20 protein-coding genes are annotated in these 20,967 nt (G+C 64.9%); 10 read left to right on the forward strand and 10 right to left on the reverse strand.

Features of this window, described 5'->3' with window-relative positions; all coding sequences use genetic code 11:
- Positions 1 to 313 precede the first annotated feature (313 nt).
- Positions 314 to 1,009: a TetR/AcrR family transcriptional regulator gene (locus LB535_RS22135; protein ID WP_224606773.1), complete on the reverse strand. Its 696-nt coding sequence runs from the start codon at positions 1,007 to 1,009 to the stop codon at positions 314 to 316.
- A 208-nt stretch (positions 1,010 to 1,217) separates the two neighbouring features.
- Between LB535_RS22135 and LB535_RS22140 the strand changes: the two genes are divergently transcribed.
- The 3 genes from LB535_RS22140 to LB535_RS22150 are packed head-to-tail and all read left to right on the forward strand — an operon-like array spanning position 1,218 to position 3,714.
- On the forward strand, positions 1,218 to 2,414 hold the full coding sequence (locus LB535_RS22140) for a Tm-1-like ATP-binding domain-containing protein (RefSeq protein WP_224633680.1): 1,197 nt from the start codon (positions 1,218 to 1,220) through the stop codon (positions 2,412 to 2,414).
- 12 nt (positions 2,415 to 2,426) lie between these two features.
- A complete protein-coding gene (locus tag LB535_RS22145) occupies positions 2,427 to 3,293 on the forward strand; it encodes a phosphoenolpyruvate hydrolase family protein (protein WP_224633681.1) in 867 nt (288 codons plus the stop codon).
- A gap of 4 nt (positions 3,294 to 3,297) precedes the next feature.
- Positions 3,298 to 3,714 carry a cupin domain-containing protein gene (locus LB535_RS22150; protein WP_224633683.1) on the forward strand — a complete coding sequence of 139 codons (417 nt, stop codon included), beginning with the start codon at positions 3,298 to 3,300 and terminating at the stop codon, positions 3,712 to 3,714.
- 320 nt (positions 3,715 to 4,034) lie between these two features.
- Here LB535_RS22150 and LB535_RS22155 read toward each other — a convergent pair whose 3' ends face one another.
- On the reverse strand, positions 4,035 to 5,225 hold the full coding sequence (locus LB535_RS22155) for a M24 family metallopeptidase (RefSeq protein WP_224633684.1): 1,191 nt from the start codon (positions 5,223 to 5,225) through the stop codon (positions 4,035 to 4,037).
- 333 nt (positions 5,226 to 5,558) lie between these two features.
- Here LB535_RS22155 and LB535_RS22160 point away from each other — a divergent pair, with 333 nt between their 5' ends.
- The 6 genes from LB535_RS22160 (at position 5,559) to LB535_RS22185 (ending at position 11,581) form a co-directional block, all read left to right on the forward strand.
- Positions 5,559 to 7,169, forward strand: a complete 1,611-nt coding sequence (locus LB535_RS22160; protein WP_224633686.1) for an ABC transporter substrate-binding protein — start codon at positions 5,559 to 5,561, stop codon at positions 7,167 to 7,169.
- Between the two features lie 258 nt (positions 7,170 to 7,427).
- Positions 7,428 to 8,414 carry an ABC transporter permease gene (locus LB535_RS22165; RefSeq protein WP_224633687.1) on the forward strand — a complete coding sequence of 329 codons (987 nt, stop codon included), beginning with the start codon at positions 7,428 to 7,430 and terminating at the stop codon, positions 8,412 to 8,414.
- A complete protein-coding gene (locus LB535_RS22170; protein ID WP_224633688.1) occupies positions 8,411 to 9,241 on the forward strand; it encodes an ABC transporter permease in 831 nt (276 codons plus the stop codon). The genes LB535_RS22165 and LB535_RS22170 overlap by 4 nt, the downstream gene beginning before the upstream one ends.
- Complete coding sequence (locus LB535_RS22175) at positions 9,238 to 10,239, forward strand: ABC transporter ATP-binding protein (protein ID WP_318012331.1); 1,002 nt, start codon at positions 9,238 to 9,240, stop codon at positions 10,237 to 10,239. Before LB535_RS22170 ends, LB535_RS22175 begins: the two co-directional genes overlap by 4 nt.
- A complete protein-coding gene (locus tag LB535_RS22180) occupies positions 10,236 to 11,012 on the forward strand; it encodes an ABC transporter ATP-binding protein (RefSeq protein WP_224633689.1) in 777 nt (258 codons plus the stop codon). The genes LB535_RS22175 and LB535_RS22180 overlap by 4 nt, the downstream gene beginning before the upstream one ends.
- Before the next feature lie 62 nt (positions 11,013 to 11,074).
- Positions 11,075 to 11,581, forward strand: coding sequence for an L-2-amino-thiazoline-4-carboxylic acid hydrolase (locus tag LB535_RS22185; RefSeq protein WP_224633691.1), 507 nt, complete (start codon positions 11,075 to 11,077; stop codon positions 11,579 to 11,581).
- Positions 11,582 to 11,586: 5 nt separating this feature from the next.
- Here the strand turns inward: LB535_RS22185 and LB535_RS22190 are convergent, their stop codons facing one another.
- The 3 genes from LB535_RS22190 to LB535_RS22200 form a co-directional block, all read right to left on the reverse strand.
- A complete protein-coding gene (locus tag LB535_RS22190; RefSeq protein ID WP_224633692.1) occupies positions 11,587 to 12,375 on the reverse strand; it encodes a DeoR/GlpR family DNA-binding transcription regulator in 789 nt (262 codons plus the stop codon).
- Positions 12,376 to 12,528: 153 nt separating this feature from the next.
- Entirely contained in the window at positions 12,529 to 13,827 is a 1,299-nt protein-coding gene (locus LB535_RS22195; RefSeq protein WP_224633693.1) for an NAD(P)/FAD-dependent oxidoreductase, read from the reverse strand.
- Positions 13,828 to 13,829: 2 nt separating this feature from the next.
- The gene (locus tag LB535_RS22200) at positions 13,830 to 15,200 is read right to left on the reverse strand and encodes a glutamine synthetase family protein (RefSeq protein WP_224633695.1); all 1,371 of its coding nucleotides are present in this window, start codon (positions 15,198 to 15,200) and stop codon (positions 13,830 to 13,832) included.
- Between the two features lie 490 nt (positions 15,201 to 15,690).
- On the opposite strand from LB535_RS22200, the gene LB535_RS22205 reads away from it, so the two are divergent.
- On the forward strand, positions 15,691 to 16,131 hold the full coding sequence (locus tag LB535_RS22205; RefSeq protein WP_224633696.1) for a GFA family protein: 441 nt from the start codon (positions 15,691 to 15,693) through the stop codon (positions 16,129 to 16,131).
- 19 nt (positions 16,132 to 16,150) lie between these two features.
- On the opposite strand, the gene LB535_RS22210 is transcribed toward LB535_RS22205, so the two are convergent.
- The 5 genes from LB535_RS22210 to LB535_RS22230 form a co-directional block, all read right to left on the reverse strand.
- Positions 16,151 to 16,912, reverse strand: coding sequence for an SDR family NAD(P)-dependent oxidoreductase (locus LB535_RS22210; RefSeq protein ID WP_224633697.1), 762 nt, complete (start codon positions 16,910 to 16,912; stop codon positions 16,151 to 16,153).
- Between the two features lie 11 nt (positions 16,913 to 16,923).
- A complete protein-coding gene (locus tag LB535_RS22215) occupies positions 16,924 to 17,736 on the reverse strand; it encodes an ABC transporter permease (RefSeq protein WP_041010367.1) in 813 nt (270 codons plus the stop codon).
- Complete coding sequence (locus LB535_RS22220; RefSeq protein WP_224633698.1) at positions 17,736 to 18,599, reverse strand: ABC transporter permease; 864 nt, start codon at positions 18,597 to 18,599, stop codon at positions 17,736 to 17,738. The genes LB535_RS22215 and LB535_RS22220 overlap by 1 nt, the downstream gene beginning before the upstream one ends.
- A gap of 77 nt (positions 18,600 to 18,676) precedes the next feature.
- Positions 18,677 to 19,840 carry a PotD/PotF family extracellular solute-binding protein gene (locus LB535_RS22225; protein WP_224532099.1) on the reverse strand — a complete coding sequence of 388 codons (1,164 nt, stop codon included), beginning with the start codon at positions 19,838 to 19,840 and terminating at the stop codon, positions 18,677 to 18,679.
- Complete coding sequence (locus LB535_RS22230) at positions 19,821 to 20,957, reverse strand: ABC transporter ATP-binding protein (protein ID WP_224633700.1); 1,137 nt, start codon at positions 20,955 to 20,957, stop codon at positions 19,821 to 19,823. The genes LB535_RS22225 and LB535_RS22230 overlap by 20 nt, the downstream gene beginning before the upstream one ends.
- Positions 20,958 to 20,967 lie beyond the last annotated feature (10 nt).

Raw genomic sequence — 20,967 nt, forward strand, 5'->3', positions numbered from 1 at the left:
GAGCCGGCGGCGAAGCCGGCCTTGGTAGTTCCTCCTGTGATGGCACCTCTCCGGTCCAGGCCTCCCACCCTGTCGGAAATGGATCGCAGCCTTCACTTTGATCCGCTTTATCGGTCCTAAATCTGGTATTACCAATTCCCGCTTGACGTCAAGCGCTTTCTTGGGAGGCTAGGCGCAGACGAACGAGGCCGCCATTATGGCATCTGCCTGTTTTCCCTTGTTTTTCCTACTCCTTGATACGCCGATCCCTTGTAAGGGCCAGCTCACCCCATTTAACATTCAAAATCGTCCTCACAATCTGGTCGAACCAGATTTACCCGATCGTCGCCCCAGGCGCCGCAGCCATTCCTGCCGATTTCGCCTCCGATTCCGCCATTGCGGCGCGCACCAGCGCGCCCGCCGCCCATTGCGCCACCGACACCATCTCGGCGCTGTTCAGCCCCCAGATATCCTTCAGTACCGTTACCACCTCGACGCCGAACATCAGCGACAGCGCCTGGGCAAGGCGCGTGAGCTGGCGCGGCTTCAGGCGTCCCTTGAGCGGCGCGATCGCATCCTTCAACAGGTCGACGCGATGACCGCGAATGAAGGCCGGTTCGGATCCGAGCGTGCCCGCCTGGCGCTGCGCCCATTGATCGAGGGACAGTTTCAGCGCCGCTTTGAAGGTCGCCTCGAAGGCTTCGATGCGCGGCATCGCGGTCGCGAACAGATCTGCCACGCGCCGCTCGGCATCGTCGGACGTCGACTTCCAGGTAAGGATAGGGCCGAGCCCTTCATCGACCACGGCCTGCACCAGCGCCGCCTGGCTCGGGAAATACCGGTAGGCGGTGGCGCGCGACACCTCTGCCGCCTCCGCGACCTCGCTGACCGAAGGGGTCATGCCTGATTGCATCAGCCTCGTCGCCGTTTCCAGCATCAGCCGCTTTGTGCGGGCGCGCGGCCCCTTCTCGGCGGCCGGCGCCTGTGCGGCGTCATCGATGGAGGCGGCTTGTTGACGTGAGACATCCATATCAATACGATACGCGCGTCTCAAAAATTTGCAATGGCGCAATGCCGGTCAATAACGGGTCCCCACCAGCGACGAGGCTTTGCCGAGGAGCTTAAGGGTGGGGCAAAAAATACGGTCCCCACCAGCGACGAGGCTTTTGCCGAGAAGCTTAAGGATGGGGCAAAAAAGGCCGGCGGCAAAGCCGGCCATGCCGGACGGGGAACCGCGGATGAAGCGCATTTATGTGATCGGCACCGCCGACACCAAAGGCGAGGAACTCGCCTTCCTGGCCGATGCCGTCGCCAAGGCCGGCGGCGCAGTCGTCCGTGTCGATATCGGCACGCGAGGCGCGACCGTCCCGGTGGATATCCCTGCCAGCGAGGTCGCCGCGCATCATCCCAAGGGAGCCGGCGCTGTTCTCGGCATCGACGATCGCGGCACCGCCGTTGCCGGCATGGGCGCGGCCTTCGCCAATTTCATTCAGTCACGTGACGACATCGCCGGGGTGATCGGCATCGGCGGCGGCGGCGGCACCTCGATCGTCACCGCCGGCATGCGGGCGCTGCCGCTCGGCCTGCCGAAGATCATGGTCTCGACATTGGCCTCCGGCGATACCGCGCCTTACGTCGACATCTCCGACATCATCATGATGCCGTCGGTCACCGACATGGCGGGACTGAACAGGCTCTCCCGCATTGTGCTGCACAATGCCGCCCAGGCGATCGCCGGCATGGCCGCGAAGCCCGCCTCGGCCGCCGCCGGCAAGCCGGCGCTGGGACTCACCATGTTCGGCGTCACCACGCCCTGTGTGACGGCGATCGTCGACCGATTGCGCCCCGACTATGACTGTATGGTCTTCCACGCCACCGGCACCGGCGGCCGCTCGATGGAGAAGCTCGCCGACAGCGGCCTGCTTGCCGGCGTCCTCGACATCACCACGACCGAGGTCTGCGATTTCCTGTTCGGCGGCGTGCTGCCGGCGACCGAGGATCGCTTCGGCGCGATTGCGCGCACGAAATTGCCCTATGTCGGCTCGGTCGGCGCGCTCGACATGGTGAACTTCTGGGCGCCGCCGACCATTCCGGAAAAATATCATGGGCGGCTCTTCTACGAGCACAATCCCAATGTCACGCTGATGCGCACCACGGCCGAGGAATGCCGCAGGATCGGCGAATGGATCGGCGGCCGCCTCGCCCGATGCGACGGTCCGGTCCATTTCCTGATCCCGGAGAAGGGCGTCTCGGCGCTCGATATCGAAGGCGGCGCGTTCTTCGATCCGGAAGCCGACGCCGAGCTGTTTGACGCCATCGAACGCACGATCGAGCCGACCAGGAACCGCACCGTCACGCGCCTGCCGCTGCACATCAACGACCCCGCCTTCGCCAAGGCCGCGGCCGAGGCATTTCTCGACATCGCCAGGACATGAGAGACGACAAGCATGGCTGCCATCCCGCGCAAAACGATACTGGAGAAATTCCGCAAGATGATCGCCGATTGCGTGCCGATCGTCGGCGGCGGCGCCGGCACCGGTCTGTCGGCCAAGGCCGAGGAAGCCGGCGGCATCGACCTGATCATCATCTACAATTCCGGCCGCTACCGCATGGCCGGGCGCGGCTCGGCCGCCGGCCTGCTCGCCTACGGCAACGCCAACGAGATCGTCAAGGAAATGGCCTATGAGGTGCTGCCGGTGGTGAAGAAGACGCCGGTGCTGGCCGGCGTCAACGGCACCGACCCCTTTGTCATCATGCCGCTTCTGCTCGCAGAGCTGAAGACGATGGGCTTTTCCGGCGTGCAGAATTTTCCGACCGTCGGCCTGTTCGACGGCACCATGCGCCAGAGCTTCGAGGAGACCGGCATGGGTTTTGGGCTCGAGGTCGACATGATCGCCGAGGCGCGCAAGCTCGACTTGCTCACCACGCCCTACGTCTTCAACCCCGACGAGGCGCGCGCCATGACGAAAGCCGGCGCCGATATCGTCGTCGCCCATATGGGCGTCACCACCGGCGGCTCGATCGGCGCCACTTCGGCGAAAACGCTCGACGCCTGCGTCAAGGAAATCGACGCCATTGCCGATGCCGCGCGCTCGGTTCGCAAGGACGTCATCCTGCTTTGCCATGGCGGACCGATCTCGATGCCCGACGACGCGCGCTACATTCTCGAACGCTGCGAGGGCTTGCATGGCTTTTACGGCGCAAGCTCGATGGAACGGCTGCCGGCGGAAGCGGCGATCGCCACGCAGACGGCGGATTTCAAGGCGGTCGCGCTTCGCGACCGGAAGACAGAAGCAAAGAAAAAGAAGGGATGAGGCAATGGCCGACAGGAGCAAGGTGTTCGTCTACCCGAAGGATGTCAGCGCCTTCGGCTTCGACTGGGGCAAGCTGTCGCTGACCGTCGCGCCGGAAGTGAATGGCGCGGAGCGCTTCTCCGGCGGCGTCGTCGATTTGCCGCCGGGCAAAGGCCACACCCGCCACAACCATCCGGGCGCGGAGGAAATCATCTTCGTCATCTCCGGCAATGGCGAACAGATGGTCGAGGATGAGAACGGCAATCCGGTAGTAGCGAAGGTCGGCCCCGGCTGCACTATCTACGTGCCGGAAAGCCGCTTCCACTCGACGCTCAACACTGGCGACCAGCCGATGCAGCTGTTTGTTGTCTATTCGCCGGCTGGGCCGGAACTCGCGCTGCGAGAGCTACCGGACTTCAGGCTGCTGCCGGCTGGCAAATGATGATGTTTCCTTTTCCCCGTTCCAGCGCTGGTCGACCCCCACTCCGTCTCGGCTTCGCCGAGCCACCTCTCCCCCGATCGACGGGGGAGAGGAAAGGCGCCAAGCTTTTTGCCGTCAGCGCTCGTCCAGCAAGGCTCCTTTCCTTTCCCTCCGGAGGGGGGAAAGGTGGCGCTGCGAAGCAGCGACGGATTGGGGGAACCACCTGGCAATCAAGCCTCAGGTCGATCACTCACGCCAGTTACGGAAGATATGTGCATAGCGTAGCGCAACCGGGGAGAAGGTGCCCGAAGGGCGGATGAGGGGCAGCGCCGACCTTCTCCTTAAGAAATCCCGCCCCTGTTCCACCCACGCCCGCGGTCGCCGAACATCACATAGCCGGCGTCAGTGACGGCCACCGTGTCCTCCAGCTTGATGAAGCCGCGCGACGGGTGAAGCATGGTGGTCTCGACCGACAGCACCATGTTCTTTTCCAGCGGCTTGGCTGCATAGGTGCCCTCATAGGCGACCGGGTGATTGGTCATCAGGAACGGCGCCTCATGCGTGATTAACCCCATGCCGTGCGCGAAGAAATCCGTGTAGGCCGCGACCTTGGAGGCTTTCAGCGCGCTCTCCGCATGCGCGATCATGTCGCCGCCCAGTATGCCGGCCTTGACCTTGGAAAAGGCCGCCTGTTGCACCGCCTCGACTTCAGCCAGAAGATCCTCCAATTCCGCATCCGGCTCGCCAAGCACGCCCATGCGGCAGAGGTCGCCGATATAGCCGTGATAGTTGCCGCCGGAATCGATCGACATCACTTCGCCCTTCTTCCAGGCCTGGCTGGACGCGGCGCGGTTGTGGCTGGAACCCAGCGTCAGCAGGCAATATTCGAAATGCGCGCCGCGATTGGTCTCCTCGCGCCTGAGCTGCTCGATGATGTCGGTCTTGCTCGTGCCCTCGCGCGCCCAGGCGATCGTCGCCAGCATGGAATCGGTGATCAGCTCGGAGGCGATGCGCAGCTGTTCGAGCTCCGCCTCGGTCTTGATGGCGCGCATACGCTCCAGCATGTCGGTCGCGTCGATCAGCTTTGCATCCGGCAGCGCCTTGCGTATCAGCGTGTAGGCGTCCGACGGCAGGAAGCCCGGCTCGATGCCGATGCGGGCTGCCCCCTTGCCGATCTGCTTGAGATGCTCCACCGCCAGATTGGCGGCATCGAGCGTGCCCCAGCAGGCGGCATGCAAGGTCGGCGTCCAGAACGGATGGTTCTGATGTTCGCCGCCTTCCATCTTGTTGCCGATATAGGCCGCATGTTCCGGCCCGCCCTTCTCATAAAGGACGATCGGCAAATAGCGGCTGTGACCGATCGCATCCATCGCCGCGAAGAAGATGAACTTGTAGCCGCCGAGCAGATATTGCGTGTTGTGCTTGGAGGTGGCGAAGAGCACGTCGATGCCGGCGTCTTCCATCAGCCGATCCACCCGCGCCTGATCGAACGGGACATTGCTGACCTCGGTTTTGCCCGGAGCGATGTTCATCTTCCTCTCCCTGTTTTCATCGGCCGCAGGAGCGCCGAAAGTCATGATGTATGGCTGTTGGCCAAATCTGCATCTTTTTGGCCACTCTGGTCCAGCCAGAATTGATCACTTTCCCGCCAAATCCGTTTTCCGTCCAAATCCCGATCGCGCTTGTCTGTAATCTGGTCCTACCAGATAAGAGCATGAGAGCCTCCGTCGGCTGGCTGGTCCAGCGGACGGAAATTTCAAAGCCAAGCCATGATGCGCCAAATCCGTCTCTGGCGAAACCTTTGCCAAGGGCCATAATCACCGGATTGCCGCGCCTGCCACGGCGCGAAGAGGGGAGTTTGAGCGATGTCCGAATTGACGATTTCACGCCGCGGCCTATTGGCCGGCTCGGCGCTGCTGCTGGCCTCCACTGCGCTTCCGACCATCGGCCTTGCGCAGATGCCCAAGAAGGGCGGCCGGCTGATCGTCGCCGCGGATTCCGAGCCGCGCAACCTCAACCCGGCGATCGTCGCCTCCAATGGCGTCTTCTTCATCTCCAGCAAGATCGTCGAGACGCTGGCCGAAGCCGCCTTCGACGGCAAGGACGGGCTGCAGCCGCGGCTGGCGCTTTCCTGGGAAGGCGCTGCCGACGGCCTGTCGGTGACCTTCAAATTGCGCGACGGCGTCAAATGGCATGACGGCAAGCCCTTCACTTCCGCCGACGTCGCCTTCTCGGCGCTGCAGATCTGGAAGCCGCTGCAAAATCTCGGCCGCACCGTGTTCAAGGACCTGGAGGCGGTCGACACGCCGGACGAACTGACCGCGATCTTCAAATTCGCCAAGCCGACGCCGTTCCAGCTGATCCGCAATGCGCTGCCGGCGCTGTCGAGCGTCGTGCCGAAGCACCTCTATGAGGTGGGCAAGATCGAGGAAAACCCGGCCAACAACGCGCCGGTCGGCACCGGTCCGTTCAAGTTCGCCGAATACAAGGCCGGGCAATATTACCGGCTGACCAGGAACGACGCCTATTGGGGCAAGGACGAGCCCTATCTCGACGAGATCGTCTACCAGGTGCTCCCCGATCGCACGTCCGCCGCAGCGGCGCTCGAGGCGGAAGAGATCCAGCTCGCCGCCTTCTCCGCCGTGCCGCTCGCCGACCTCGACCGCATTTCCAAGGTACCAGGCCTGAAGGTCATCACCAAGGGCTATGAGGGGCTGACCTACCAGCTCGTCGTCGAGATCAACCACCGCCGCAAAGAGCTGGCCGATCTGAAAGTGCGGCAGGCGATCGCGCATGCCATCGACAAGGATTTCGTCGTCAAGACGATCTTCCTCGGCTACGCCGCGACCGCAACCGGCCCGGTGCCGAAGAACGATCCGCAATTCTACACCGCCGACGTGCCGACCTATCCCTTCGACGTCGCCAAGGCCAATGCGCTGCTCGACCAAGCCGGCTACAAGCGCGCCGACGACGGCAAGCGCTTCGGGCTGAAGCTGCTGCCGGCGCCTTACTTCAACGAGACGAAGCAGTTCGGCGATTATCTGCGCCAGGCACTCGCAGCGATCGGCATCGACGCCGAGATCGTCAAAAACGACTCCGCCGCGCACGTCAAGGCCGTCTACACCGACCACGCCTTCGACCTCGCCGTCGGCCCGCCGGTGTTCCGCGGCGACCCGGCAATCTCGACCACCATCCTGGTGCAGAGCGGCATTCCCGACGGCGTGCCCTTTTCCAACCAGGGCGGTTACAAGAACGCCGACCTCGACGCTTTGATCGCGAAAGCATCGGAGACGCTGGATACAGCGGCTCGCACCGAGCTCTACAAGGAGTTCCAGAAGAAGGTCGCGGCCGATTTGCCGCTGATCAACGTCGCCGAGTGGAGCTTCATCTCCGTCGCCCGCGAGACGGTCGGCAACATTGCCAACAACCCGCGCTGGGCAGTATCGAACTGGGCGGACACCTATTTGGCCGGCTGATCTCCTTGCGGATCGGCTGCCGGGGTGCTCAGCTTTGAGAATGAGAGTTCCTTCGCGCCCCCCTCTGTCCTGCCGGACATCTCCCCCTCTTGGGGGGAGATTGGCAGTTCTCGCGCCTCGCTCATTCCTGCGGCGTCGAAAATTGGCGAAAGCCTATGTGATGGCAAATCTCCCCCCTAGAGGGGGAGATGTCCGGCAGGACAGAGGGGGGCGCCGTAGAGCGCAATCTCGAAGGGTTGCGAGCAGCGTCCTTTCGCCATGACCCGCGCCCTCCGCCTCCTGCGCCGCCGCGTCGTCGGCAGCGTCTTCGTGCTCCTCATCGTCGTCATCGGCAGCTTCCTGCTGCTCGAAGCCGCCCCCGGCGACGCGGTCGACGCCTATGTCGTCTCGACCGGCGGCGATGCCGGCATGATCGAACTGCTACGCCACCGCTGGGGCCTCGACCAGTCGGAGCTGACGCGCCTCGCCAATTATCTCTGGGCGCTGCTGCATCTCGAGCTTGGCCAGTCCGTCACCTTCTCGCGGCCGATCCGCGAAATCATCTTCGAGCGCCTGCCGACCACGCTGATCCTGATGGGCAGCGCCACCGCGCTCTCCTTCGGCCTCGGCTCGGCGCTCGGCATATATGCCGGCGCCAGACCCGGCAGCGTCCGCGACCGCTTCCTCTCCATCGGCTCGCTGGCGCTTTATGCCGTGCCCGGCTTCTGGCTCGGCCTAGTGCTCATCGTCATCTTCGCCGTCGACCTGCGCTGGCTGCCGATCGGCGGCATCGAGACCATCGCCTCAGGTAAAACCGGATTTTCCCGCGCCACCGACATTGCCGTCCATCTCGTGCTGCCGGTGTCGGCGCTCGGCTTCATCTATCTAGCGCTCTATCTGCGCATGATGCGTGCCGGCATGGCCGAGGCCTGGCGGCAAGACTTTATCCTCGCCGCCCGCGCCAGGGGCCTGCCCCGCCGCCGCATCGTGCTTGCCCATGTTGCCCGCAATGCGCTCCTGCCGCTGGTCACCATGCTTGGCCTGCAATCGGCGCAGATGCTAGGCGGCAGCGTCGTCATCGAAAGCGTCCTTGCCGTGCCTGGCCTCGGCCGCCTGGCGCAGGAAGCCGTCGCCGGGCGCGACACGCCGCTGCTGCTCGGCATCATCCTGGTGAGCGCCGTCCTGGTCCTCGTCATCAACCTCCTGGTCGATCTCACCTACGCTGTCCTCGACCCGCGCGTCGGCGCCGGCGAGGCAAGCGCATGAGCCGCCTGCATCGTTTCTTCCGCACGCCGGAAGCAATCGCCGGCGCAATCATCCTCATCTTGCTCATTGTGATGGCGCTGGCGGCGCCGCTGCTGTTTCCCGGCGACCCGCAGGCCATCGCCGGACCGGCGCTGCTGCCGCCGTTCCAGGACTGGTCGCTGCCGCTCGGCACCGACCGGCTCGGCCGCGACGTGCTGGCCGAGCTGTTCCATGGTGCCCGCACGTCGCTGGCGGTGGGGCTGGCGGCGGCCGCCGCGGCGCTCCTCATCGGCTCGGTGATCGGCACTTTGGCCGGCTTCGCCAGCGGCCTGATCGACGAAGTGCTGATGCGCATCACCGACGCCTTTCAGACCGTGCCGAGTTTCCTGCTCGCGCTCGCTTTCGTCAGCATCGTCGGGCCTTCGCTCGGCATCGTCGTCGCGGCGATCGCGCTCGGCGCCTGGACCGGCCCCGCGCGGGTGGCGCGTGCGGAGGTCCTGTCGATCCGCGAGCGCGATTACGTCGCCGGCGCCCGCGTCATCGGCATGCATCCGCTGGAGATTGCTTTTCGCGAGGTGCTGCCCAACGCGCTGCCGCCGGTGCTGGCGCTATCCTCGGTGATCGTGGCCGCCGCGATCCTCACCGAGGCCGCGCTCTCCTTCCTTGGCCTGGGCGATCCCAACCGCGTCACCTGGGGCGGCATGATCGCCGAAGGCCGCGCGGTGCTGCGCACCGCGCCGTTTTTGTCGGTCATTCCCGGTATCGCGCTGGTGCTGACCGTGCTTGGCGTCTATCTCGCCGGCGAAGGCGTTGTGGAGAGCACCGCTGTGCGCAGGAGCCTGTCGTGACCGCGCTGCTTTCGATTCGCTATCTTTCGGTGCGGTACCGGCATGACGGCGTCGAGGTGTCGGCGCTGAAAGGCATCAGCCTGGATGTGAAAACCGGAGAGCGCCTGGCGATCATCGGCGAAAGCGGCTCGGGCAAGAGCACGTTGGCGCTGGCGGTTGCTGGGCTGTTGGCGAGGGGTGCCGTTGTGGGTGGAACGATCGAATGGTCAGCAAACCAACTTCAATCGTCTCATTCCGTCACACCCCCCTCTGGCCTGCCGGCCATCTCCCCCGCAAGGGGGGAGATTGGCGGTTCCGCTGTCGGCTCTCTTCCTGCAACGCTGGCGATTGGCGAAAGTGGAGATGACGGCCTGATCTCCCCCCTTGCGGGGGAGATGTCCGGCAGGACAGAGGGGGGTGCGAAGGATCGCCAGCCTCTGCACTTTCGACCCCTCCTTGGCCGCGACATCGGCTTCGTCTTCCAGGACCCCTCTTCCAGCCTCGATCCGGTCATGCCAATCGGCAAGCAGATCGCCGAAGTCGTCCACACCCATCTCGGCCTCAGCTGGCCTGACTCCTTCGCCCAAGCCAAAACCCTCCTCGACCGCGTCCGCCTTCCCGACCCCGAAGCCGTCCTCCACGTCTACCCGCACCAGCTGTCCGGCGGCCAGAAGCAGCGGGTGGCCATCGCTGCGGCAATCGCTGCTGGGCCGAAGCTGCTCATCGCCGACGAAGCAACGAGCGCGCTCGACACCATCGTCCAGGCCGAGATCGTCGCGCTGATCCGCCGGCTGGTGGCCGAGGACGGCATGACGCTGCTTTTCATCAGCCACGATATCGCGCTCGCCGCCACGCTTGCCGATCGCATCGCGGTGCTGCGCCACGGCGAATTGGTCGAACTCGGCGAGACCGATGAAATCCTCAACGCGCCGCGCCATGCCTATACGCGCGCCCTGCTCGATGCGCATCTCGGCCTCGACGCCGAGCCGCTGCTTGACCGGCAAGGCGCCTCGGCATGACCGTGCTGGCCGTCTCCAGTCTCGCCAAGCGCTACCGTCGCGGCGGAAAACCCTTCGCGGCGGTCGATGATGTGTCCTTCGAGATCGAGCCTGCGGAGACGCTGGCGCTCGCCGGCCCATCCGGCAGCGGCAAATCCACCATCGCGCGGCTGGTGCTGCGGCTGATCGAGCCCGATGCCGGCCGCGTCGACTTCGAAGGCGCGGACTTCCTCGCGCTATCCGGCGCCGCTTTGCGCGCGCGCCGCGCCCGCATCCAGATGGTGTTCCAGGATCCGCTCGCAGCCTTCAATCCACGCGCCACCGTGGCGCGCGTGCTTGACGATCCGTTGCGCATCCATGGCATTGCCCCACATGCGGAGCGCCCGCGCCGTATCGCGGCGCTGCTGGAGCGCGTCGGCCTCGATGCCGGTCTCGCGGCTCGTGCCATCCACGAGATTTCCGGCGGCCAGCGCCAGCGTGTGGCGATCGCCCGCGCCATCGCCACGCGGCCGTCGCTGATCGTGCTCGACGAAGCCGTGTCGGCGCTCGATGTTTCGGTGCGCGGCCAGATCCTGGAATTGCTGCTCGACCTGCAAAGGCAGGAACGGATCGCGTATCTGTTCATTTCGCATGATCTCGGCGTCATCCGCGCCGTGGCGCATCGCGTCGTCATCCTCGACGCCGGCCGGATCGCCGAGAGCGGCGATGCCCGCGCCGTCATCGCCAACCCGCGATCGGCGATCGGTAAGGCGCTGGTCGAGGCGACGCCAAGATTGACCTGGAACCGACCATGATCCTCCAAAGTGGGAACCGGTTTGCGGACAGATCATGGTCAAACGACAAATCAGGACTCACCATGACCAATCCCGAAGCAGCCAGAGCCGAAAAACTGTCGCGTGAGCTCGATTCCGCCTTCCGCAATCGCGCCGATCTCTATCGTCTCTTCCTCGACGAGCTGACCGCCGAGCTTGGCGCCGAGAAAGCCGAGGCGTTAATGATCCGCACCATCGAGAAGCGCGGCCGGGAAGTCGCGGCTGCGGCGTTCGCCGCTTTCGGCCCCAATGATGCGCCGGCGATCGGCGACGCCTTTCTGGCGGTCAGTCCGGATGGCGGGCGCATGTATCCGACCGATGTCGAGCGCGGGCCTGGCCACATCGCCTTCAAGGTGAAGCGCTGCCCGCTGAAGGATGCCTGGATAGAGGCCGGCGTCGGCGAGGAGAAACTCGCCACGCTCTGCCGCATCGCCGGCGCCTTCGACCGCGATCTGTTCGAGGCAACCGGCGTGCGCTTCTCCAATGTCACCTGGACGCCGGGTCATGGCTCCGGCTGCTGCCATATCGCGCTGACAAACCGCGACGCTTAACCTATTCAGCTCTCGGCAAAGACGTGCAGCTCGCCGCCTGCCTCGTCGATCGCCGCGCGCATCTCGGCTGCCGGCTCGCTGTCGGTGACGACATCGGAAATCTCGCTCAGCGCGCAGACGCGTTCGAGGCCGCTGCGGCCGAACTTGTCGTTGGTCACGACCAGCATGGTCGACAGCGACCGTGCCATCATCGCGCGCTTCACCGCCGCAGCGCCCGAGATCATGTCGCTCGGCCCTTCGGCATTCAGCGCCGAGGCGCCGATGATGGCGACGTCGGCATTGTAGCGGCGCACGAACTCGACCGTGTCCTCGCCGAGCACGGCCGCCTCGCGGCTGTCATAGGTGCCGGGGCAAAGGATGACGCGGAAGCTGGAGTTGGCGCCAGCCACCGAGGCGACGCCGACGGAGTTGGTGATAATCGTCAGGTCCCGGCCGTGTTGCGAAAGGCTGCGCGCGACCTCGTAGGTGGTCGATCCGCCGTCGATCATCACGATGCTGCCTTTCTCGATCAGTCCGGCCGCACCTCGTCCGACACGGGCCCGCTCCTCGACCATTGTGAGGCCGCGTTCGGCGATCACCGGTTCCGACGTCACCAGTGAAATGGTGGCGCCGCCATAGGTACGGTTGATGAGCCCTGCATCGCCAAGCTCGATCAGGTCGCGGCGGATGGTCTCCCCGGCGACGCCGATGCGGCGCGCAAGCTTCGAGATGCGGATCGAGGCCGAGCGCCGAACCTCCGACAGGATCAACTCGTGGCGCTCCTTCTTGGTCAGCCGGCCCGCCTCGATATTCATAGCTCTGCCCCTTGCTGCGACCTGTGAGCTGCCTTCGATTAAGTAGCGAACGCCGGGGACTCGTCCCCGGCGCCAAGACATTAGCCACGCCGGGTACAGGAAGCCAGCCTAGGATCTGCTGCAGGCCGGCCTCACCTGAATATCGATAGATCCTTAATGCCTTAAGCGATCGCGCATCGCATACCACAGCATGCCGAGCACATAGAGCGGGCCGCGCAGCGCCGTGCCGCCCGGGAAGGGCAGCGGCGTCAGCGCCGAGAACAGGTCGAGCCGCGAGGCATCGCCCGTGATCGCTTCCGCCAAGAGCTTGCCCGACAGCGTCGACAGGATGACGCCCTTGCCGGAATAGCCATGCGCGAAATAGACCTCGCCGTAATTCCCGACATGCGGCAGGCGCGACGTGGTGATGGACACCAGACCGCCCCAGGCATGGTCGATCCGGCAGCCCTTGAGCTGCGGAAAGGTCTTCTCCATATGCGGCCGCACGAAGGCGGCAATGTCGGCCGGCGCCGACGGCGTGTAGCGCTCGCCGCCGCCGAACAGTAGGCGTCCGTCCGCCGACATCCGGTAATAGTTGACGACGAACAGCGTGTCCGAGACCGCGACATTGGCCGGGATGACATTGCGCTCGCCCAGAGGCTCGGTGGCGACGATGTAATTGCCGACCGGCATGATGCGGCTGTTGACACGCGGCTCCAACCCTTTCAGCAGCGCATCGCCGGCCAGCACCACATGCCTGGCGCGGACCGAGCCCTCGTCGGTGAACACCCGGATGGAAGGTTCGCGCTCCAGCCGCACCGCGACCGAGTTCTCATGAATGACGACGCCGGCGGCGGTAGCGGCGCGGGCAAGCCCCAGCGTGTAGTTGAGCGGATGCATGTGGCCGCCGAGCCGCTCGAACACCGCGCCCTGATAGGGCGTGTCGACCATCTGCCGCGCCTCAGCCGCCGACAGGATCTCGACATCGGTGAAATTCATGACCTTGGCGAGGCATTCGGCCTCTTCCTCGAAGTCGCGCATATCCGAAGCGCTGACCGCGCCGACCAGATGGCCGGTCAGGCGCAAGTCGCATTCGACGCCGTGGCGCTCGATGATATCGAGCACCAGCCCGCGCGCCTCGAAGGCCAAATCGAACAGCGCCTTTGCCCGTTCCGGCCCAAAGCTTTTGACCAGGCCTCTTGCGCCCTTGCGCAGGCCGGGGATCATCTGGCCGCCATTGCGGCCCGAGGCGCCCCAGCCGATCTTGCCGCCTTCGAGCAGCACCACCTTGAGCCCACGCTCGGCCGCATGCAGCGCCGCCGACAGACCCGTGCAGCCGCCGCCAACCACCACCAGATCGGCCTCGACGTCGCCGGCAAGCGCCGGATGGTCGGGCGCCGGATTGGCGGTGGCGACATAATAGGACTTGTCGATGTCGAGACCGGAATTGAAACCTGTTGAATCCGAAGCCATGGTCACACTTTGAGCAGCAGATGGTCGCGTTCCCAGGACGTCACGACGCTCTGGAACAGGTCGAGCTCGACGCTCTTCACGCGCAGATAGGTCTGGCAGAAATCCTCGCCGAGCAGCGCCCGCACCGGCTCGCAGGCGGCGAAACGATCAAGCGCTTCCTCCATCGTCTTCGGCAGTGTGCTCTTGCTCTTATAGGCGTTGCCGAAGGCCTCCTCCGAGCGCGCAAGCTTCTCCTCGATCCCGAGATAGCCGGCGATCAGCGAGCCGGCCATGGCAAGGTACGGGTTGGCGTCCGCCCCCGGCAGCCGGTTCTCGATGCGGCGCGCGGCGCGGCCGCCCAGCGGCACGCGCAGGCCGCAGGAGCGGTTGTCATGCGACCATTCGATATTGGCCGGCGCGCTATGGCCGGGCCGGATGCGCCGGTAGGAATTCGCATGCGGCGCAAACAGCGGCATGATTTCAGGGATGTATTTCTGCAGGCCGCCGATGAAGTGCGCGAACATCTCGCTGTCCTCGCCGTCTTCGCCGGCAAACAAAGGCTCGCTCTTCCTGTCGACGATCGACATGTGCAGATGCATTGCGCTGCCCGCCTGCGCCGCGATCGGCTTGGCCATGAAGGTGGCGTGCATGCCGTTCGCCTGCGCGATCTGCCGCGCCAGGCGCTTGAACAGAAGCACCTGGTCGGCAAGCGTCAGCGGATCGCCATGCAGCAGATTGATCTCGAGCTGCGCCGTGCCGGATTCGTGGATCAGCGTCTCCACCGGCAAGCCGGTGATGGCGGCATGCTCATAGAGCTGCCGCGTCACCGCTTCGAACTCCTCCATCGCCTGCATGTCGTAAGGATGCTGCACGCTTTCCGGCCGCCCGTTGCGCCCGATCGGTGCGGTCAAAGGCTGATCGGGGTTGGGGTTGGGCGCCGTCAGGTAGAATTCGAGCTCAGGCGCCATTACCGCACGCCAGCCGCGCTGCTCATAAAGGTCGAGCACGGCTTTCAGCACATGGCGCGGCGAGGCCATCCACGGCCGGTCGTCCATGTGGAACGTGTCGGCGAAAACGTAGGCTTTGCCGGCGCTGCCGGGCGCAAGGCACAGGCTCGAAACGTCCGGCACCATGCGCATGTCCGGATCCTGGTAGGCGAAGCCTTCGTCGATGGAGCCGGAATAACGGCCGTCGATGGCGACCAGGAAGGCGCTGCTCGGCAGATAGAGCGCGCGGTCGTCGAGCGACTTCAGGAACTTGGCCATCGGCAGGGTCTTGCCGCGCAGCACGCCGTTGACGTCGGGCACGAAACACTCGACTTCGTTGATCGCGTGCGTTTTCAGCCAGCTTTGGGTGTCCGCGCCGGCGAATGAGGTGTTCAGATTGTCAGGCATTGGTCATGTCCATACGAAGGAGAGAGCGCTTCGGCGGGCATGTCCGTTCCGGTAGGGGCGTTATCTAAGCTGCGTTATCCGAGGACAGGCGCCCGCCTGTTGACCGGCCGAAGGCCGGGTCAGCGCGCCTTGCACCCCTTCGGTCCAGCCGTCGCGAACGACATGCGAGCCGACCTTGGTCTCCTCCGCGCGCTGCAGGTTTTCGTGACGGCAGCAGCGCATGATCAGCGGCGCTCCGCCAAAGCGCGCGCCGTTGCGGCCGCAACTGGAAACGGCCGGGTGGTGGAAAGCCTTTCTACCGCTCGCATGACAAGCCTTGTCGAGAACCTGGCATGGTTTGGCCGATCAGCGCGCGCCGCGCAAGCCCGCCCATGAAACCGCTGCCCGTTATTGGCCCAAACGGGCGGAGGGAACCGGGTACCTGCTTGTACTGTTCCCCATATGCGTCGCATGCCGACAGAACGATTCCGAAGCAACCAGGAGCGATCAGATGGAAAGCAGGAGCGACACGGGCGCATGTTTTTGCGGAGCGGTTGCCGCCGAGATGCAGGGCGATCCGTTCTGGATCTGCTTCGATCATGACGATGACTGCCGCCGCGCGATTGGCAGCCCGCTGACCATCTGGGTCGGCTACCGCCCGGACCAGTTCCGCTTCACGCGCGGCCAACCCCGGAGCTTCTCGAGGACGAAAGGCGTCGTTCGCACCTTCTGCGACAAATGCGGCACCTCGATCACCTATCGCGACGAAGGGCTGAGCGACGAACTCTATGTCACGATCGGCTTCTTCGATCATCCGGAGCGGTTCAAGCCGCACGCCCACGCCTATTGGCGCCTTCGGCTGCCTTGGCTGGAATTCGCCGACGATCTGCCGCGCATCGACACCTACTCGCGGCGCCGCGATCCGGCATTCGGAAATCCCAACGACCGGTAGGCGATTTGCCAGGCGCGCCTCAGCCGATGCTCTCGCCGCCATCGACCACCAGCGCCTGACCGGTCATGAAGGACGAGCGATCGGAGACGAGGAACAGGATCGCCTCCGCGATCTCCTCCGCGCTCGCCCAGCGCCCCATCGGGATCTTGGTGCGGACATAGTTCTCGATCGCGTCGCGCCCGCCCATCTGCGTGATGAACGGCGCGTTGAACGGCGTGTCGACCCAGCCCGGGCAGAGCGCATTGATGCGCACATTGTGCTTGGCGTAGTCGAGCGACATCTGCCTGGTCATCGCCACTACGGCATGCTTGGAGGTGGTATAGGCGATCATCTCCCGGTCGTAGAACACGCCGGAATTGGACGCCGTGTTGAGGATGACACCGCCGCCTTGCGCGATCATCGCCGGCATGACGGTCTTGGCCGCCAGGAATTGCGCCCGCACATTGATCCGCCATGAGGCGTCCATCCCGTCGGTGCCGACTTCGGTGAGCGGGCCGCCGATCTGGATGCCGGCATGGCTGTGCAGGATGTCGATCCGGCCATGCCTGCCGAGCGTTCTCTCAATGAGGCCTTCGACGGCCGTATCGTCGCCGACATCGGTGGCGACCGCCTCGGCCCGGCCGCCAGCCTCGCGGATGTCGGAAGCGGTGGCTTCGCCGGCCGCCGGATCGCGGTCGGCAATGACCACGTGCGCCCCTTCCCTGGCCATGATCATCGCGCCGGCGCGGCCGATACCCGACCCGGCGCCCGTCACCACGGCGATACGGTCTTTCAAGATCATGGATTGGTCTCTCAAGGCGATGGCTTTCGACGGCCGAGCTGCCATTGCGCGAGCAGCACGAGCAGGACCGACGCGCAGAGCACGATCGTGGCGATGGCATTGATCTCCGGCGTCACGCCGCGCCGGATCGAGGCGAAGACGTAGATCGGCAGCGTCGTCTGAGCGCCGGCGACGAAGAAGGCGATGATGAAGTCGTCGAAGGAGAAGGTGAAGGCGAGCAGGAAGCCCGCGATCACCGCCGGCATGATCTGCGGCAGCACGATCGAGCGGAACGTCGTCAGCGGCGTGGCGTAGAGATCGCTCGAAGCCTCGACCAGATTGCGGTCGAGGCTGCTCAGCCGCGTGCCGACGATCATCGTCACCAGCGCCATCGAGAAAAGGCCGTGCGCGGCGATGATCGAGCCATAGCCCAGCGAAAGCCGCGGCGGCTGGTCTGTCGGCCAAAGCGAAGCGAGGAACGGATTGACGACGGCGAAAAGCTGCACCAGCGCCACCAGCGTCGAGATGCCGATGACGACGCCCGGAACGACGATCGCCGCGCCCAGCAGCGCGTCGAACAGAGCCCGGGTCCGTGCGCCGACCCGCTGCAGCCCAAGCGCCGCGGCGGTGCCGCAGAAGGCCGCGAGCAGCGCGCTTGTCGTGGCGATGAACAGGCTGTTCTTCAGCGCCTCGACCAGGAAGGGATTGGACAGCGCCTTGCCGTACCATTGCACGGAAAAGCCGGTGAACTCGCTGGCGTGGTGGCCGGCGTTGAAGGAGAACAGCACGACCAACGCGATCGGCAGATAGAGGAAGGCAAAGACGGCAACGACGAAGGCGCGCATCAGATCAGGTCCACCCGGCGTGCGCCCGAGAGCCGGGTCGAGATGCGGTTGGCGACGATCAGCACCACCACAGAGACCAGCACAAGCGTGATGGCGATGGCCGATCCGAACGGCCAGTTGCGCGATTGCAGGAAGAGGTCGACCAGCGCGTTGCCTATGAAGAACACCTTGCCGCCGCCGAGCAGTGTCGGGATCAGATATTCGCCGAGCAATAGGATCATCACCAGCGAGAAGCCGGTCATGACGCCGGGCAGCGACAGTCTCAGCGTCACGCCGAGGAAGGTCGACAGTGGCGTAGCACCGAGATCGGCGGAGGCCTCCAGCAGCCGCCGGTCAAGCCGTTCCAGGCTGACATAGATCGGCAGGATCATCAGCGGCAGGTAGCCGTAGACGATGCCCAGCAGCACCGCGCCCGGCGTGTTGATCAGCCTGAGGTCCTCTATGCCGACATAGGCGAGCAAAGCCGGAATGCCGCGCCCGCCAAGGATATACATCCAGGCATAGGTGCGCATCAGAAGGCTGGTCCAGAAGGGGATGACGATCAGCGCAAGCAGGATCAGCCGCCAGCGCTGCGACGCGCGCAGCGCCAGATAATAGGCGACCGGATAGGCGACGAGCAGACAGGCAAGCGCGCCGGCGGGCGCCAGCACCATCGTGTTCCAGAAGGCGGTCGCCCGCGCCGGTAGGTTGGCGTATTGCGCGAAGGTCAGCGCGACCTGGTAGCCGCCCTCCGGCGCCCGCTCGCCGACACTGAAGATGGCGATGGCGATGAAGGGCAACACCAGGAATACGACCAGCCACAGCGTCGCCGGGGCGAGCAGCAGCGCCGTCACGAGGTTTTTGCGAAAGAGACTGCGGCGCATCGGGAAAGCCGGTTGGGAGCCGGCAGACTCTCGTCCGCCGGTCGCATTGTCTGGTTCTGGTTTGTTGCCGGTCCCGCTCAAGCTGACTTGAAGCGCGCCATAAGCTCGGCGCGGCCCGGATCGGTCAGCGTCGCGGCGGCGCCGAATTCGAGCGGTTTCAACAGGTCGGCTGCCGGATAGAGGATCGGGTTGTCGAGCACTTCCTTTGGCAGCAGCGCGTTGACGCGCGCGTCGGTCGAGGGGGCGCCATTGGCCAGATGCTCCTTCACCGCCACCTTCGGGTTCATCAGGTAGTTGAGCAGCGCATAGCCGGCCGGCTTGTTCGGCGCGTCCTTCGGGATGGCGTAGAAGTCGGTCCAGATCTCGCCGCCCTCCTTGCCCAGCACATAGGCGATCTCGGGAATATCGCGATGGAGCTGTGCCCCGTCATTGGTCCAGCACATGGTCATCCAGGCATCGCCGGCGCGCATTCCCGGCTGGTAGTCGCTCGACACCGCGAACAGATGCGGCTTGACCTTCAGCAGCAGTTCCTCGGCCTTGGCCAGCTCGTCCTGCTTCAGCGAGTTGAACGAATAGCCGTAATATTTCAGCGCATTGCCGATCGTGGTGAGCTGATAGTCATGCACCATGGTACGGCCATCGCCTTCCGCCATGGCTGTGTCCCAGAACTCCTTCCAACTCGACATCGGCTTGGCGAGCTTCTTGGTGTTGACCGCGAAGCCGGTCGTGCCCCAGTTCTTCGGCACGGCGTAGATCGTGCCGTCGATCGTGCCTTCCGCCGTGAAGCGCGCATCTTCCGACTTGCCGTCGAAATTGCCGAGCTTGGCCATGTCGAGCGCCTCGATGATGCCGAGCTTCTTGTAGGTCGAGATGGTGTAGTTGGTGGGCACGAACAGGCTCCAGCCCGAGCCGCCGGCCTGCAGCTTGGCCAGCATCTCCTCGTTCGAGCCGAAGACATTGACCTCGACGGCGACGCCGGTCTCCGCCTTGAAGTTCTCGAACGTCTGCGGGTCGTGGTAGTTCGGCCAGGTGGCGATCGACATGCGGTCGCCGAGGTTCTCGGCGGCGAAGGCGGGTGTCGGCATGATACCGAGCTCACGCGCCATCACGGCGGTGGCGACACCGAGCCCGGTGAGGCCGAGGAAGTCGCGCCGGCTGATCGAGCCGCGCTTCAAACGCATCAACTGGTCGACGAATTTATCGGGGCTTATCGGCAGTCCGTCACGATAGGATTTCGGCATGTTGGTCTTCCCTCTGGTTTGTCCCGTTATTGTTGGCATGCGGAAACGCCAGCGGCGCTCCGGCGGCAAAGCCGATGGCGACGGGTTCGCCCGGCTTGAACAGATTGCCTTGGCCGATCACGTGATCGGCCTTGGCGAGCAGCGATCCGATGCCCTGGACTTCGATCGCGTATTCGGCTGTCGAGCCCAGGAAGATCCGATTGCGCACGATGCCTTTCAAGGCACCGCCCCCAGGCGCCGAAAGGCTGAGCGATTCCGGCCGCAGGCTGACGGAGACGGCTTCGCCGCGGCCGAGCGGCACCCGCTTGCGCGCCGAAATCACCGTGCCGTCGGCGAGCACGACATCGACGAGGTCACCCGAGAGTCCGGCCACCTTGCCGCTGAGAAGATTGGTCTTGCCGACGAAGTCGGCCACGAACAGGTCGGCCGGCTCGTCATAGATCTCGCTCGGCTGCCCGAGTTGGACGACGCGGCCGCCATTCATGACGCAGACGAAGTCGCTCATCGACAGTGCTTCCTCCTGGTCGTGGGTGACCAGCACGAAGGTGATGCCGATCTCGCGCTGCAGGTTCTGCAGCTCGATCTGCATGTCGGTGCGCAGCTTCTTGTCGAGCGCCGCCAGCGGCTCGTCGAGCAACAGCACCGCCGGCTTGTTGACCAGCGCGCGGGCGAGCGCCACGCGCTGCTGCTGGCCGCCGGAAAGCTCGTGGATCTTGCGGCGCCCGTAGCCGGCGAGCTGCACCATCGAAAGCGCCTCGCCTGCCCTTAAGGCGATCTCGCGCAACGACAGGGGCGGCCTTGCCTGGCGCAGCCCGTAGGAGATGTTCTCCTCGACATCGAGATGCGGGAACAGCGCATATTGCTGGAACACCATGTTCACCGGGCGCCGGTAGGGCGGCGTTCCGGCCATGTCGCGGCCGCGGATCAGCACCTGGCCTTCGCTCGGCTGCTCGAAGCCGCCGATCATGCGCAGGCAGGTCGTCTTGCCGCAGCCTGAAGGGCCGAGCAAAGCGACGAACGCGGAAGGCGGGATGGCAAGATCGATACCGCTGACCGCGGTGACGGCGCCGTAGCGCTTGGTGACCGCGCGAAATTCGATATCGGGCACTGCAGTCAAGCCAAGGCTC

This window comes from Mesorhizobium sp. CA10 (genome assembly GCF_020165285.1).
In the GTDB taxonomy this organism is placed as follows: Bacteria; Pseudomonadota; Alphaproteobacteria; order Rhizobiales; family Rhizobiaceae; genus Mesorhizobium.